We start from the raw sequence: 14,556 nt of genomic DNA, 5'->3' as shown, positions 1-14,556 counted from the left end.
ATCAGTAAGTCATATGATAAAATTATATAGATTTTAGATAGAGAGGAAGTTAGCTTATGACGAAACCTATTGTAGCTATTGTAGGTAGACCAAACGTAGGGAAATCTACAATATTTAATAGAGTAGTAGGTGAGCGTGTATCAATCGTTGAAGATACACCTGGTGTCACTCGTGATCGTATCTACTCATCAGGTGAATGGTTAACACATGAATTTAATATTATTGATACAGGTGGTATTGAAATTGGTGATGCGCCTTTTCAAACCCAAATTAGAGCACAAGCAGAAATTGCCATTGATGAAGCTGACGTTATTATCTTTATGGTTAATGTACGTGAAGGTTTAACGCAAAGTGATGAAATGGTCGCTCAAATGTTATATAAATCTAAAAAGCCAGTAGTATTGGCGGTTAATAAAGTCGATAATCCTGAAATGCGAAATGATATTTTTGATTTCTACTCATTAGGATTTGGCGATCCTTATCCAATTTCTGGTTCTCACGGATTAGGACTAGGGGATTTACTAGATGAAGTGGTGAAACATTTTAAAGAAGATACGGAAGAACCTTATGACGAAGATACAATTCGCTTATCAATTATTGGACGTCCGAATGTAGGGAAATCAAGTTTAGTCAATGCGATATTAGGCGAAGAACGTGTTATTGTTTCTAATGTTGCAGGTACAACTCGAGACGCTGTAGATACTGAGTATAGCTATGATGGCCAAGATTATGTCTTGATAGATACAGCTGGTATGCGTAAAAAAGGGAAAGTATACGAATCAACTGAGAAATATTCAGTATTGCGTGCACTTAAAGCTATTGAACGCTCTAATGTTGTATTAATCGTAATTGATGCTGAAGAAGGTATTATTGAACAAGATAAACGTGTAGCTGGTTATGCCCATGAAGAAGGTAAAGCTATCGTTATTGTCGTTAATAAATGGGATACTGTTGAAAAAGATAGTAATACGATGAAAAAATTTGCGGATGACGTCCGTAATCAATTTCAATTCTTAGATTATGCTCAAATCGCCTTTGTATCTGCGAAAGAAAGAACACGTTTACGTACGTTATTCCCTTATATTAACGAGGCAAGTGAAAATCATAAAAAACGTGTTCAAAGTTCTACACTTAATGAAGTAGTAACGGATGCGATCTCAATGAATCCTACGCCAACGGATAAAGGTCGCAGATTGAATGTATTCTATACAACTCAAGTTGCTATTGAACCTCCAACGTTTGTTGTTTTTGTTAATGATGTTGAATTAATGCATTTTTCTTATAAACGTTATCTTGAAAACCAAATCAGAAATGCGTTCGGATTTGAAGGTACACCAATTCACATCATTCCACGTAGAAGAAATTAAAAAGGAGATTTCACTATGACTAAGATTACTGTTTTTGGTATGGGAAGCTTTGGTACTGCACTCGCTAATGTACTAGCTGAAAATGGTCACACTGTTTTAATGTGGGGGAAGAATGAAGAAAGTGTTGATGAACTAAATAAACATCATCAAAATAAACGATATTTAAAAGAAGCTAAACTGGATGAAGGTATTCGAGCAACTTCTGATATTAAAGAGGCTGTAGATTTTACTGATATCTATTTAATCGCTCTCCCTACAAAAGCAATTAGAGAAATTACAAGTCAAATTGATCAACTTATTGATTCAAAGAAGATTTTTATTCATGTTGCTAAAGGTATAGAAAATGATACTTTCAAACGTGTTTCTGAAATGATTGAAGACTCAATTTCAGAAAACCACAATGGAGGTATTGGCGTACTATCTGGTCCTAGCCATGCCGAAGAAGTTGTTATTAAACAACCAACAACTGTAGCTGCTTCTTCTAAAGATGAAAAAATTAGTAAGCTTATCCAAGATTTATTCATGAACGATTATTTACGTGTATATACAAACAATGATCTAGTAGGTGTAGAATTAGGTGGCGCTTTAAAAAATATTATTGCTGTAGCTAGTGGAATTGTAGCCGGTATGGGCTACGGAGATAATGCTAAAGCAGCTTTAATGACTAGAGGTTTAGCTGAGATTAGTAGATTAGGGGAAAAGTTGGGTGCCGATCCAATGACGTTTTTAGGTTTAGGCGGTATTGGAGATTTAATTGTAACTTGTACTTCTACACATTCTCGTAATTTTACGCTTGGCTATAAATTAGGGAAAGGCCAGACGACTGAAGAAGCGCTTAGTGAAATGAATATGGTTGTAGAAGGAATTTATACGACTAATTCAGTTTACCATCTAGCTAAAGAACAACATGTTGACATGCCTATTACTAATGCTTTATATAAGGTTTTATTTGAAAATAAACCTGTAAAAGATAGCGTTAAAGATTTAATGGGACGCGATAAAAAAGCTGAATAAGGTGTTAAATTACACTTTATTGTAAAATTTCTTTGAATTGAGTGTATAAAAGCTGATATTTCAGTGTTTTGAGCGTTTAAATCGTTGCGGTAATGCCAATTCTTGTGTTAAAGTCATAGCATAATGATATAAAAAGATATCATTATCATTCATCTGGAGGTGAATTCATAATGAATAAAACTGATTTAATCAACGCGGTTGCTGAACAAGCTGATTTAACTAAAAAAGAAGCTGGTGCAGCTGTAGACGCTGTTTTCGAATCAATCCAAGGCTCACTTTCTAAAGGTGAAAAAGTTCAATTAATTGGTTTCGGAAACTTTGAGGTACGTGAACGTGCTGCACGTAAAGGACGTAACCCTCAAACAGGTAAAGAAATCGAAATTCCTGCAAGTAAAGTTCCAGCATTCAAAGCTGGTAAAGCATTAAAAGATGCTGTAAAATAATTTACTTAAAAAGCCCTTCGAGGGCTTTTTTATTTATACATATAATTCTTTTAAAGATATCTGTATATACATATTAAAACTTGATCATTTTAATACATTTCATACATGAATATTTCTATATAAAAGATGTTTATTCATAAAGTTTTATTCCTGTGAAGTCGCTATATTTTATTTTTATAGATATAATGTTAAGATGTATAGTGATAATAACGTGAGGTGTGAACATGGAACGAACATTAAGCATATTAAATAGACAAATTGATCAAAGGCTTATGGGAATCACTGACTATGAATCAATTCATATTAATAGTAATTTAAGTGATTTATTAGATAGCTACGATATCCCAGAGAATGCTAAACTCGCTTGCCTCACTATCGATACTTCAATGAAACATCTTGATGAAATTTCACATAATAAATTATCTAAGAAATCTATATTAATTGGGGATTTATTAAGTGCTCATTTTTACACATTATTAGCTGAAATTGATGATTCTGCATTTCAATTAGCTATTAGTCAGGCAATTGTTAAATCTAATGAACTAAAATCTTCATTACATCATCAATCCCTAGAAGTACAAGATATTTATGAAGCAATAATTAAAATAGAAACTATTTTCCCTATTATTACGCTTTCACATTTTAGCAATCAATCAATATCAGAAATTGATATTTTCCATTCTTTATTTGAAAATGTGGAATCGTATTATCCTTCATATTTAAAGATGTATACTGAAAATGAAGTAGACCAATTTTTTAAATCAATTAAACAAAGCTATATAGAAAAAAAGTAGAGGTATTATAAATGGCTGAAAATAAAGCAAATAAAGAACAAGTCCATACAGTGTTTCAAAATATTTCAAAAAAATATGATCGATTAAATAATATTATTAGTTTCGAGCAACATAAAGTTTGGCGCAAACGCGTAATGAAAGATATGAACGTAAAAGCCAATAGTAAGGCACTTGACGTCTGCTGTGGTACTGCAGATTGGACGATTGCGTTAAGTAAAGCAGTTGGACCTAATGGCGAAGTGACTGGTTTAGACTTTAGTGAAAATATGCTTGAAGTAGGTAAAGAGAAAACAAAATCAATGGATAATATTCATTTAGTTCATGGTGATGCTATGGATTTACCATTTGAGGATAATTCATTTGATTATGTAACTATTGGTTTCGGTTTACGTAATGTACCTGATTATTTAGTTGCATTAAAAGAAATGAACAGAGTGCTTAAACCAGGTGGCATGGTTGTATGTCTAGAAACAAGTCAACCTACGATGCCTGTGTTCAAACAAGTGTACAAATTATATTTTAAATTTGTAATGCCTATCTTCGGTAAATTATTTGCCAAATCTAAAGAAGAATATGAATGGCTACAACAATCGACGTTTAATTTTCCTGATAAACAAAAATTAAAACGTCTATTTGAACAAGCTGGTTTTAACAATATCAAAGTCCGTAGCTTCACAGGGGGCGTTGCTGCAATGCACCTAGGCTATAAACAAAAAAGTTCTACAAAATAAAAGGTGATTAACGTGGCAAAGTTAAACATGAATAGTGAAATTAAGAATGTAGAGAAACGGCTTCAACATGCTATCAAAAGCAATGATTCAGTATTACAAGAAGCAACTTTCCATTTACTATCGTCAGGTGGTAAACGTGTAAGACCGGCATTTGTTATATTGAGTAGTCAATTTGGCCCAAAAAAGAATACTGAAGATACTTACCGTGTAGCTGTAGCGTTAGAATTAATTCATATGGCTACACTTGTTCATGATGATGTCATTGATAAAAGTGATAAACGCCGTGGCCGATTAACTATTGTAAAAAAATGGGATACTACTACTGCGATTTTAACAGGTAATTTCTTATTAGCTTTAGGTCTACAACATCTTTCTGAAATACAAGATAATCGCGTACATCATATTATATCTAATGCAATTGTAGACGTATGTAAAGGAGAACTTTTCCAATTTCAAGATCAATTTAACAGTAATCAAACTATTACAAACTATTTACGACGTATCAATCGTAAAACTGCATTATTGATTCAACTTGCTACTGAAGTAGGAGCAATTACGTCTGAAGCTGATGATGAAACGATTTACAAATTGAAAATGATTGGACATTATATTGGAATGAGCTTTCAAATTGTCGATGATATATTGGATTTCACTAGCACGGAAAAGAAACTAGGTAAACCAGTAGGCAGTGATTTAATGAATGGTCATATTACGTTACCAGTATTATTAGAAATGCGAAAAGACCCAACATTTAAACAACAAATTGCAGCTTTAAACCATCAAACGAATTCTGAAGAGTTCTCTCCGATTATTTCTCGTATTAGAGAATCTGATAGTATTCAACAATCTAAAGAAATCAGTGATAAATACTTAAAAAAAGCACTCAATTTAATTGATCAATTGAATGAATCAAATGCACAAAATTTATTTATTAAACTTATTAAAAAAATGGGATCACGAAATGTATAATGAGTATGAAAATATATTGAAAGCGCTTTATCAACCTGTTACTATTAAGAAGTAGCAGGTTGTTTTTTATTAAAAAACAAGTTTTTATACATAAATGGTACAAATAAAGTAATCTAATTTTCAAAAAATTTTTATGTCTAAAACATAGGGGGAACCACAATGGAAAGAACTTTTTTAATGATTAAGCCGGATGCGGTACAACGTAATTTAATTGGAGAAATTATCACGCGTATTGAGCGTAAAGGGCTAAAATTGGTTGGAGCTAAATTAATGACAGTACCTCAATCATTAGCGGAAGAACATTATGCTGAGCATAAAGATAAACCTTTCTATAATAAATTAATCTCATTTATTACATCAGCACCCGTTTTTGCAATGGTAGTTGAAGGGGAAGATGCAGTAGACGTATCTCGACATATCATTGGTAAAACAAATCCTTCTGAAGCAACACCAGGTTCTATTAGAGGAGATTTAGGCTTAACAGTAGGTAGAAATGTGATTCATGGTTCTGATTCAGTTGAGTCTGCAACACGTGAAATTGGTTTATGGTTCAAAGAAGAAGAATTAAGTGATTATGAAGCAACTAGAGATACTTGGTTATATGAATAATTTCTAAATATAAATTTTAAAGATAAGAGTAGCGCGCCTTTAGAGAGTGTTACTCTTATTTTTTTGGAATATATTGAACCATAAGTTATTTAAATATTCACACAAATTCATTCAATATCTAAAACATTAGTTATGTTCTAACTGTGAATATGATATGATAACACATATTACAATTTAACGTAGTAAAGGAAAGGAGCGTTTTCTCATGAGATATTTAACATCAGGAGAATCACATGGTCCTCAATTAACAGTAATTATTGAAGGTGTACCTGCAAATTTAGAAATCAAAGCTGAAGATATTAATAAAGAAATGTTTAAACGACAAGGTGGTTATGGCAGAGGCCGTCGAATGCAAATTGAAAAAGACGCTGTCGAGATTGTCTCTGGCGTAAGAAACGGTTACACATTATGTAGTCCCGTTACAATAGTAGTTAAAAATGATGATTTTACGCATTGGAGAAATATTATGGGCATTGAGCCTATTAGCGATGAAGAACGACAAAATATGAAACGTACTATTACTAAACCACGTCCAGGTCACGCTGATTTGATTGGTGGTATGAAATATAATCATCGTGACTTAAGAAATGTTTTAGAACGATCTTCTGCAAGAGAAACAGCTGCCCGTGTAGCTGTAGGAGCTGTTGCTAAAATTTTACTACAACAATTAGATGTTCATACATATAGTCGTGTAGTTGAAATAGGTGGGGTTAAAGACGAAGGATTATATGATGAGGAAACTTTCAAACAAAACATTGATAAAAATGATGTTCGTGTCATCGACGATACTATTGCTCAAAAAATGCGCGATAAGATAGATGAAGCTAAAAAAGAAGGTGACTCTATCGGTGGTGTTGTGCAAGTTATGGTAGAAAATATGCCTATCGGTGTAGGAAGCTATGTGCATTATGACCGTAAATTGGATGGTCGTATTGCTCAAGGCGTCGTAAGTATTAATGCCTTTAAAGGGGTTAGCTTTGGTGAAGGTTTTAAAGCAGCTGAAAAACCAGGCAGTGAAATTCAAGATGAAATTTTATATGATTCTGAAAAAGGTTTTTACAGAGGTTCAAATCACTTAGGTGGATTTGAAGGGGGTATGACAAATGGTATGCCGATTATTGTTAATGGTGTAATGAAACCTATTCCAACACTCTATAAACCTTTAAATTCAGTAGATATTAACACGAAAGAAGATTTTAAAGCTACAATTGAACGCTCTGATAGTTGTGCAGTACCTGCAGCTAGCGTGGTTTGTGAACATGTAGTTGCATTTGAAGTTGCTAAAGCATTACTTGAAGAGTTTCAATCAAATCATATCGATCAATTAAAAGAACAAATTTCAGAGCGTAGAAAACTTAATATTGAATTTTAATAATATTATTTATTTGTAAGAATCGAGGTCTTTTTATGCAATTACAAACGACATATCCTAATAATAATTATCCTATTATCGTTGAACATCATGCATTTGATTATTTAACAGACTATATACAAGAATATGATAAAGTTTTTCTTATTATTGACGAGTATGTAGATTTTAATTTCAAAAGTAAATTTGAATCTTTACTTACGCAATCTAATATTTTCAAATTAACTGTACCTGCTGGTGAGAAAATGAAAACCTTCCACCATTATTATGAAGTAATTGAAAAATTATTAGGCTATCAACTTACCAGAAATACATGTTTAGTAGCAATCGGTGGTGGAGCAACTGGTGATTTCACTGGATTTCTTGCATCTACGCTTTTAAGAGGTGTAGATTTTATCCAGGTACCAACAACTATACTGGCGCACGATTCAAGTGTTGGTGGTAAAGTAGGCATTAATTCTTCACATGGGAAAAACCTTATTGGCTCATTTTATAGACCAAAGGCTGTTATTTATGATTTAGATTTCTTACAAACGTTACCATATGAAGAGATATTAAGCGGTTATGCTGAAGTATATAAACATGCGCTATTAACAGGACAAGTGGCAGTAGACGATATTGAAAAGCACTTTTCAAACAAAGAGAAATTGCAGTCACTCAAAGAAATAGATCAATTTATATTTAAAGGTATTAAAACGAAATTAAATATTATTATTAAAGATGAAAAAGAACAAAACATGCGCAAATATCTAAATTTAGGACATACGTTTGGTCACGCAGTTGAATATAAGCATAAAATTCCTCATGGTCACGCTATTATGATAGGAATGATATATCAATTTATTGTATCTAATGCGATGCTCAATGCTGATTTCGATATTCAACATTATTGGGATTATATTAATCAACTGCATTATCCTGTCACTATTATTAATGATTTAGATTTCGAAGATTTATATAATTACATGCTAACTGACAAGAAGAATAATGGTGAAGGTATTCAAATGGTGCTACTTGAAACCATAGGTAAACCCTCTGTTCATCATGTGAGTAAAGATGTGTTAATGAATGCTTTCAATGAATTACAATCTTTAGCAAAGTAGGTGAAAAATATGGCAAATGAACAAGTTATAGATATACATGGACCTTTAAAAGGTGAAATTGAAGTGCCTGGAGATAAATCAATGACTCATAGAGCAATTATGTTATCTTCTTTAGCAAAAGGTAAATCTGTCATTCACAAACCTTTATTAGGTGAAGACTGTCAACGTACAGCAGAAATCTTCAAATTACTCGGTGTTGATATTACTATTACAGATGATAAAATTATCGTGGATTCACCAGGATATGAGAACTTTAAAACGCCTCATCAAACGTTGTATACTGGAAATTCTGGAACTACAACACGGTTACTCGCTGGTTTGCTGAGTGGATTAGGTATTGAGTGCGTATTATCTGGAGATAAATCTATTGGCACACGCCCGATGAGTCGTGTATTGAAACCGCTTCGTCTCATGGGCGCAAATATTCGTGGCATAGATAACAATTACACACCATTAGTGATTGAACCCGCTTCAATTAAAGGTATTACTTACCAAATGGAAGTAGCAAGTGCGCAAGTTAAAAGTGCTATATTATTAGCAAGTTTATTTGCTAAAGATACGACTATTATTACTGAATTAGATATAAGTCGTAATCACACAGAAACGATGTTCGAACATTACAATATTCCTATTACTGTCGATGATAAGACGATTAAACTTGAACCGAACGCACTTCAAAACATCAAACCAAGAGATTTCTACGTACCAGGAGATATCTCATCAGCAGCTTTCTTTATTGTAGCTGCATTAATTACGCCAGGCAGTGACATTACAATTCATAATGTTGGCATAAATCCTACACGTTCAGGTATTATAGACATCGTTGAACAAATGGGCGGTAATATTGAATTATTTAATATTACACAAACTTCTGAACCTACTGCGTCTATTAGAATTACTTATACACCAAACTTAAAGCCAGTGCATATAGAGGGGGATATAGTCCCTAAAGCAATTGATGAATTACCTATTATTGCACTATTATGTACTCAAGCAACAGGAACTAGTATCATAAAAGATGCAGAGGAATTAAAAGTTAAAGAAACAAATCGAATTGATACAACTGCTGATATGCTCGGATTATTAGGTTTTGAACTTCAACCTACCGCAGATGGGCTCATTATCCATCCATCTGAATTTACGACACCTGCTACTGTTGATAGTTTAACGGATCATCGTATAGGTATGATGCTTGCTATAGCAGGATTATTAAGTAGCGAACCAATCACAATCCGTCAATTTGATGCAGTTAACGTATCATTCCCAGGTTTCTTGCCTAAATTAAAGCTTTTAGAAAATGAGGGATAGTACACTATGGAGGATATCTATAAATTAATAGACGATATCAATCTTCAAAAATTAGATAACTTAGATACACGTGTCAATGAAGCATTAAATTCAAATAATGACGATGCTTTATTCATCTTAGGTGAAACCTTATATAATTTCGGTTTAACACCTCAAGGGCTAGAAGTATTTAGAACACTTTATCATAAGTATCCTGATGAAAGTGAATTATTAATTTATTTTATTGAAGGACTTATGTCTGAGAATCAAACAGACGAAGCATTAGAATATTTAAGTCAAGTTGAGCTTTCTACTGAAAAACTAATGCTTGAAGCTGATCTTTACCAACAAATTAATATGATAGAAGTGGCCATTGATAAGCTTATTGAAGCGCGCGAACTTGAACCTAATGATCCAATTATTCATTTCGCTTTAGCTGAACTACTGTACTTTGATGGTCAATATTTACGTGCAACTCGTGAATATGAAGTTGTTTTAGATACAGGCGAATATGAAGTCAATGGTGTTAATTTATTCGCACGCATGGCTGATTGTGCTTTACAAAGTGGGAATTATAGTGATGCCATTAATTTATTCGATGAAATAAATGAAGATGAAATGACATCGGAAGACTTCTTTAAAAAATCAATCGCTTATGAAAAGAATGATATCACTCAAGAAGCGATTAAAATTATGACGACATTATTATCTAAAGATCCTGATTTTATTCAAGGATACTTCTATTTACAATCTTTATATGAGAATGAAAAGAATTATGCCGATGCGATTGAAACCGGCAAAGAAGGTTTACGCTTAAATCAATTCTATAAAGAGTTGATGGTCTCAACAGGTAGTCTAGAAATAGAACATGGTGATGCAAATGAAGGTGTCGCATTGCTTAAACAAGCACTTGAAGTAGATAATGCCTATCATGAACCACTATTAATCTTAAGTGACTTGTTCCGTAATGAAGAAGATTATGAAGCAATTATTGAATTATTATCTTACGTGGACGAGGAAGATTTAGACCCGGTATTTATGTGGCATTTAGCTCATGCCTATGGAGAAGAAGAGCGAGACAAAGAAGCGCAACATTTCTTTGAACTTGCTTATCCAACAATGAAATCACAAAGTGCTTTCTTAAGTGACTATTATTTCTATTTAACTGAAATTGGTCATAAAGAAGAAGCAAAATCTATACTAAATCAATTGTTAGAAATTGATCCTAGTAATGAAACATGGCACGAAGAAGCAAACCGATTGGATTATTAAAGTAGGTGATCCTCTTGGAACATACACTTACCAGTATGAAACAAAGCTATATTGAATATGCTTTGTTTCATTATCATTTTAAATCAAGGATTAGCGTCTGGCTGTTGAACTTTTTAAAAGCATCACCCAAAAGCTTACAGAATATTCATTTCGTTAATCGTAGGATTGCAGATCATACAACACTTGAAATAGGTTTGAAATACGCCAATGCTTCAGCTATAAAACTAACGAAAAATAATCGAATTCTAATTAATACAAATGAGATATTCACTTATATTACAAATCAGGCTATTTCTTTTGATATTTTTATTCATTTTGATGAAGCGCACTATCCTGATGCTAAGTTCAATGATTTAATTATCCAACAGTTAATTCATTCAACACATTATGCATCTTATTTAGAAAATATTCATCATCTTATATTAGATACTTATAAAGAAAATTCTTTATTAGAACAATTACAAGTGAATATAGATTTAAGTTTACAAATGAATGACCGAGAACAATTTTATCAATTGACTCAAATTCTAAATAATTTGAAAGCACGTCGTCATTATTTATCATCAAAGGATTAATTATGTATGCTTAATTTAAAACAATTTTGGGAGTTAACACTCTTTCATCGTACTTGTTTGATGTTTTTACTCATTTGTAACTTTGGTGGAACGATATATGGCTTTATATGGTATAGTGATCAATTAAATAAAGCGCCATGGTATTTTTTGCCATTCATTCCAGATAGTCCAATTGCTTCGTTATTTTTATGTGTCGCTATCATTGGCTTACTTGTCAATAAGCGTAATTCAATTATAGAAGCATTAGCATTTGTTACTTTAGTTAAATACGGACTGTGGGCTGTCATTATGAATGTAATAATGATTTATTATGCTCATGATATAACGATTATGAATATCTTTCTTATTATGAGTCACGGTATTATGGCTATAGAAGCTTTATATTTCTATCCTAGATTTACTATATCAATGCATGGGTTATTTATAGCTATCATATGTATATTCAACAATGATTATATTGACTATGTTCTTGGCAAATATCCATATTATAATTTTATTGCTGCTCATACGGCTATGGTAGGGTATATTGCATTTATATTGAGCATACTAGCTATCATAATGTATTATTATTTACAATTTGTATCAAAGTTTAAATTATTTGATTATGAAGGTAATAGCCAGTAAAATGTTATTAAAGGAGAGTGGAATTATTGTCAATAGTGTCTTATATAATATATATCGTCATTATTATGCTCATTCCTATGTGGGCACAACACAAAGTTAAATCAAATTATGAAAAATATTCACAAGTTAGATCAACAAGTGGTAAAACAGGTCGCGAAGTAGCTGAAGAAATTCTACGTGCCAATGGCATTCATGATGTGGATGTCGTGAAAGGTGAAGGCTTTTTAACTGACCACTATGATCCTAATAAAAAAGTTGTTTGTTTATCTCCGGCAAACTTTGATAGACCATCAGTAGCTGGAACAGCTATTGCAGCCCATGAAGTTGGACACGCTATTCAGCATGCTCAAGGTTATGCATTCTTACGTTTTAGAACTGCATTAGTGCCTTTAGCAAACTTAGGTAGTTCACTTAGTTATATGATTGTCATGCTAGGTGTTATCTTAACAGCTATGGGTAGTGCATTTGGTTCAACAGCATTATGGATTGGCGCTGGATTATTATCATTAGCGGTGCTTTTCTCTATTGTTACATTACCTGTTGAATTCGATGCAAGTTCAAGAGCAATGAAACAAATTACTGCTTTAAATATTGTGAATGAAAAAGAATATAAACATGCGAAAAAAGTATTATCTGCTGCTGCTATGACATATGTTGCAGCAACTGCTACAGCTGTTGCTGAGCTTGTAAGAATTATCTTAATGGCAAAAGCAAGCGATAATAACTAAGTCATTTTCAAGCTGGTATTTACTCATAAGAGTAAATGCCAGTTTTTTTATTAAAATTGATATGACTCATTTATATAAATCTACTTTCAACTAGCAATTTAAATTAATTGATGTTTTCCATATTCATAAAATGCATGATTGTTTAATATGATATATACTATATTAGAATCATTTGCAAAGGAGTTTAGTTATGAAATCAATGAAAGATATGCAAAATGAAGTCGATGACTATATCGGACAATTTAAAGCAGGGTATTTCTCCCCATTGGCTAACCTTGCTCGTTTAACTGAAGAAGTAGGCGAACTAGCAAGAGAGATTAATCACTATCATGGTGAAAAGAAAAAGAAAGACTCCGAAGCAGAAAATACAATCAAAGCAGAACTTGGCGATAATTTATTCGTATTACTTTGCATCGCCAACTCATTAGATATTGATATGACTGAAAGTTTTAACGAGACAATGTACAAGTTCAATACACGAGATAAAGATCGTTTCGAGCGTAAATAAACGATACAAATAGAAAGGACGGGAATTGCCTTATGAAAATAGGTATAACTTGTTACCCTTCAATGGGTGGTTCCGGGATTATAGCGACCGAATTAGGGATTAAAATGGCTGAAAGAGGGCATGAGGTCCACTTTATTACTTCAAACATTCCATTTAGAATTCGTAAACCTTTACCAAATATTAGATTTCATCAAGTTGAAGTTAATCAATACGCTGTTTTTCAATATCCCCCTTATGACATTACGCTAAGTACAAAGATTTCTGATGTGATCAAAGAGTATGATTTAGATATCTTACATATGCATTACGCAGTGCCTCATGCAGTGTGTGGTATTCTAGCCCGTCAAATGTCAGGTAGAGATATTAAGATTATGACCACATTACATGGCACAGATATAACAGTTCTAGGCTATGATCATTCACTCAAAGGAGCAATTAAATTTGGTATTGAACAAAGCGATATTGTAACGAGCGTAAGCCATTCATTAGCAAAGCAGACTAAAGATATTATTGAAACAGAGAAAGAAATTGTACCTATTTATAATTTTGTCCGTGAAAATGAATTCCCAACACGTCGCGAAACAAAACTAAAAGAAATGTATGGCATAAAACCTGAAGAGAAAGTTTTAATTCATGTATCTAATTTTAGAAGAGTAAAACGTATAGATACGATATTAGAAACGTTTGCAAAAGTACATGCAAAGTTACCAAGTAAGCTTATTTTATTAGGTGATGGACCTGAATTACTCGATATGAGAAAGAAAGCTAGAGAACTTGATATTGAAGAGTATGTTTTATTTTTAGGCAAACAAGATCAAGTAAGTGAATTTTATCAAATGTCAGATTTAGTATTATTACTAAGTGAAAAAGAAAGCTTTGGTCTGACACTACTTGAAGCTATGAAGACAGGTGTAGTACCTATTGGTTCTAATGCTGGTGGTATTAAAGAAGTAATAAAACATGAAGAAACAGGTTTCATTGTAGATGTCGGCGATAGTGAAAGTGCTAGTAATTATGCTTTAGAATTATTAACTAATCCATCACTTTATAATAAATTACAATCTAATATGCTAAAGGATATTGAAGAACGCTTTGCTTCAGATTTAATTACGGATCAATATGAATATTATTATAAAAAAATGTTAAACAAAGAAGAGGCATAA

Annotated in this window: 16 protein-coding genes; all 16 read left to right on the top strand. The window is 32.5% G+C overall.

What is annotated here, in order from left to right:
* The first annotated feature begins 56 nt into the window (after positions 1-56).
* The 16 genes from der (at position 57) to bshA (ending at position 14,556) form a co-directional block, all read left to right on the top strand.
* Positions 57-1,367 (top strand): ribosome biogenesis GTPase Der, encoded by a 1,311-nt coding sequence (gene der, locus LIX58_RS10505; RefSeq protein WP_154836859.1) that lies wholly within the window; start codon positions 57-59, stop codon positions 1,365-1,367.
* 15 nt (positions 1,368-1,382) lie between these two features.
* Positions 1,383-2,381, top strand: coding sequence for an NAD(P)H-dependent glycerol-3-phosphate dehydrogenase (locus tag LIX58_RS10500; RefSeq protein WP_126566908.1), 999 nt, complete (start codon positions 1,383-1,385; stop codon positions 2,379-2,381).
* Positions 2,382-2,551: 170 nt separating this feature from the next.
* A complete protein-coding gene (locus LIX58_RS10495) occupies positions 2,552-2,824 on the top strand; it encodes an HU family DNA-binding protein (RefSeq protein ID WP_103298232.1) in 273 nt (90 codons plus the stop codon).
* Between the two features lie 224 nt (positions 2,825-3,048).
* Positions 3,049-3,618 (top strand): heptaprenyl pyrophosphate synthase subunit A, encoded by a 570-nt coding sequence (locus LIX58_RS10490; protein ID WP_154836857.1) that lies wholly within the window; start codon positions 3,049-3,051, stop codon positions 3,616-3,618.
* Positions 3,619-3,629: 11 nt separating this feature from the next.
* The gene (locus LIX58_RS10485; RefSeq protein ID WP_154836855.1) at positions 3,630-4,349 is read left to right on the top strand and encodes a demethylmenaquinone methyltransferase; all 720 of its coding nucleotides are present in this window, start codon (positions 3,630-3,632) and stop codon (positions 4,347-4,349) included.
* A gap of 12 nt (positions 4,350-4,361) precedes the next feature.
* Positions 4,362-5,318 carry a polyprenyl synthetase family protein gene (locus LIX58_RS10480; RefSeq protein ID WP_126566905.1) on the top strand — a complete coding sequence of 319 codons (957 nt, stop codon included), beginning with the start codon at positions 4,362-4,364 and terminating at the stop codon, positions 5,316-5,318.
* 159 nt (positions 5,319-5,477) lie between these two features.
* The gene (gene ndk, locus LIX58_RS10475) at positions 5,478-5,927 is read left to right on the top strand and encodes a nucleoside-diphosphate kinase (protein WP_126566904.1); all 450 of its coding nucleotides are present in this window, start codon (positions 5,478-5,480) and stop codon (positions 5,925-5,927) included.
* A 205-nt stretch (positions 5,928-6,132) separates the two neighbouring features.
* Entirely contained in the window at positions 6,133-7,299 is a 1,167-nt protein-coding gene (gene aroC, locus LIX58_RS10470; protein ID WP_226386318.1) for a chorismate synthase, read from the top strand.
* Positions 7,300-7,334: 35 nt separating this feature from the next.
* Positions 7,335-8,399, top strand: coding sequence for a 3-dehydroquinate synthase (gene aroB, locus LIX58_RS10465; RefSeq protein WP_126566902.1), 1,065 nt, complete (start codon positions 7,335-7,337; stop codon positions 8,397-8,399).
* A 9-nt stretch (positions 8,400-8,408) separates the two neighbouring features.
* Positions 8,409-9,707, top strand: coding sequence for a 3-phosphoshikimate 1-carboxyvinyltransferase (gene aroA, locus LIX58_RS10460; protein ID WP_154836853.1), 1,299 nt, complete (start codon positions 8,409-8,411; stop codon positions 9,705-9,707).
* 6 nt (positions 9,708-9,713) lie between these two features.
* Positions 9,714-10,958 (top strand): tetratricopeptide repeat protein, encoded by a 1,245-nt coding sequence (locus tag LIX58_RS10455; RefSeq protein WP_126566900.1) that lies wholly within the window; start codon positions 9,714-9,716, stop codon positions 10,956-10,958.
* Between the two features lie 14 nt (positions 10,959-10,972).
* The gene (locus LIX58_RS10450; protein WP_154836851.1) at positions 10,973-11,533 is read left to right on the top strand and encodes a YpiB family protein; all 561 of its coding nucleotides are present in this window, start codon (positions 10,973-10,975) and stop codon (positions 11,531-11,533) included.
* A gap of 6 nt (positions 11,534-11,539) precedes the next feature.
* Positions 11,540-12,157, top strand: a complete 618-nt coding sequence (locus LIX58_RS10445; protein ID WP_154836849.1) for a DUF1405 domain-containing protein — start codon at positions 11,540-11,542, stop codon at positions 12,155-12,157.
* Between the two features lie 26 nt (positions 12,158-12,183).
* Positions 12,184-12,885, top strand: a complete 702-nt coding sequence (locus LIX58_RS10440) for a zinc metallopeptidase (RefSeq protein ID WP_126566897.1) — start codon at positions 12,184-12,186, stop codon at positions 12,883-12,885.
* A 190-nt stretch (positions 12,886-13,075) separates the two neighbouring features.
* Positions 13,076-13,393, top strand: a complete 318-nt coding sequence (locus LIX58_RS10435; protein WP_126566896.1) for a nucleotide pyrophosphohydrolase — start codon at positions 13,076-13,078, stop codon at positions 13,391-13,393.
* A 32-nt stretch (positions 13,394-13,425) separates the two neighbouring features.
* Positions 13,426-14,556: an N-acetyl-alpha-D-glucosaminyl L-malate synthase BshA gene (gene bshA / locus LIX58_RS10430; RefSeq protein WP_126566895.1), complete on the top strand. Its 1,131-nt coding sequence runs from the start codon at positions 13,426-13,428 to the stop codon at positions 14,554-14,556.

The sequence above is a fragment of the Staphylococcus sp. Marseille-Q1834 genome (genome assembly GCF_916858875.1).
In the GTDB taxonomy this organism is placed as follows: Bacteria; Bacillota; Bacilli; order Staphylococcales; family Staphylococcaceae; genus Staphylococcus; species Staphylococcus pragensis.
Note: the sequence above shows the minus strand (reverse complement) of the source record. Positions and strands in the feature narration are given on the sequence as shown.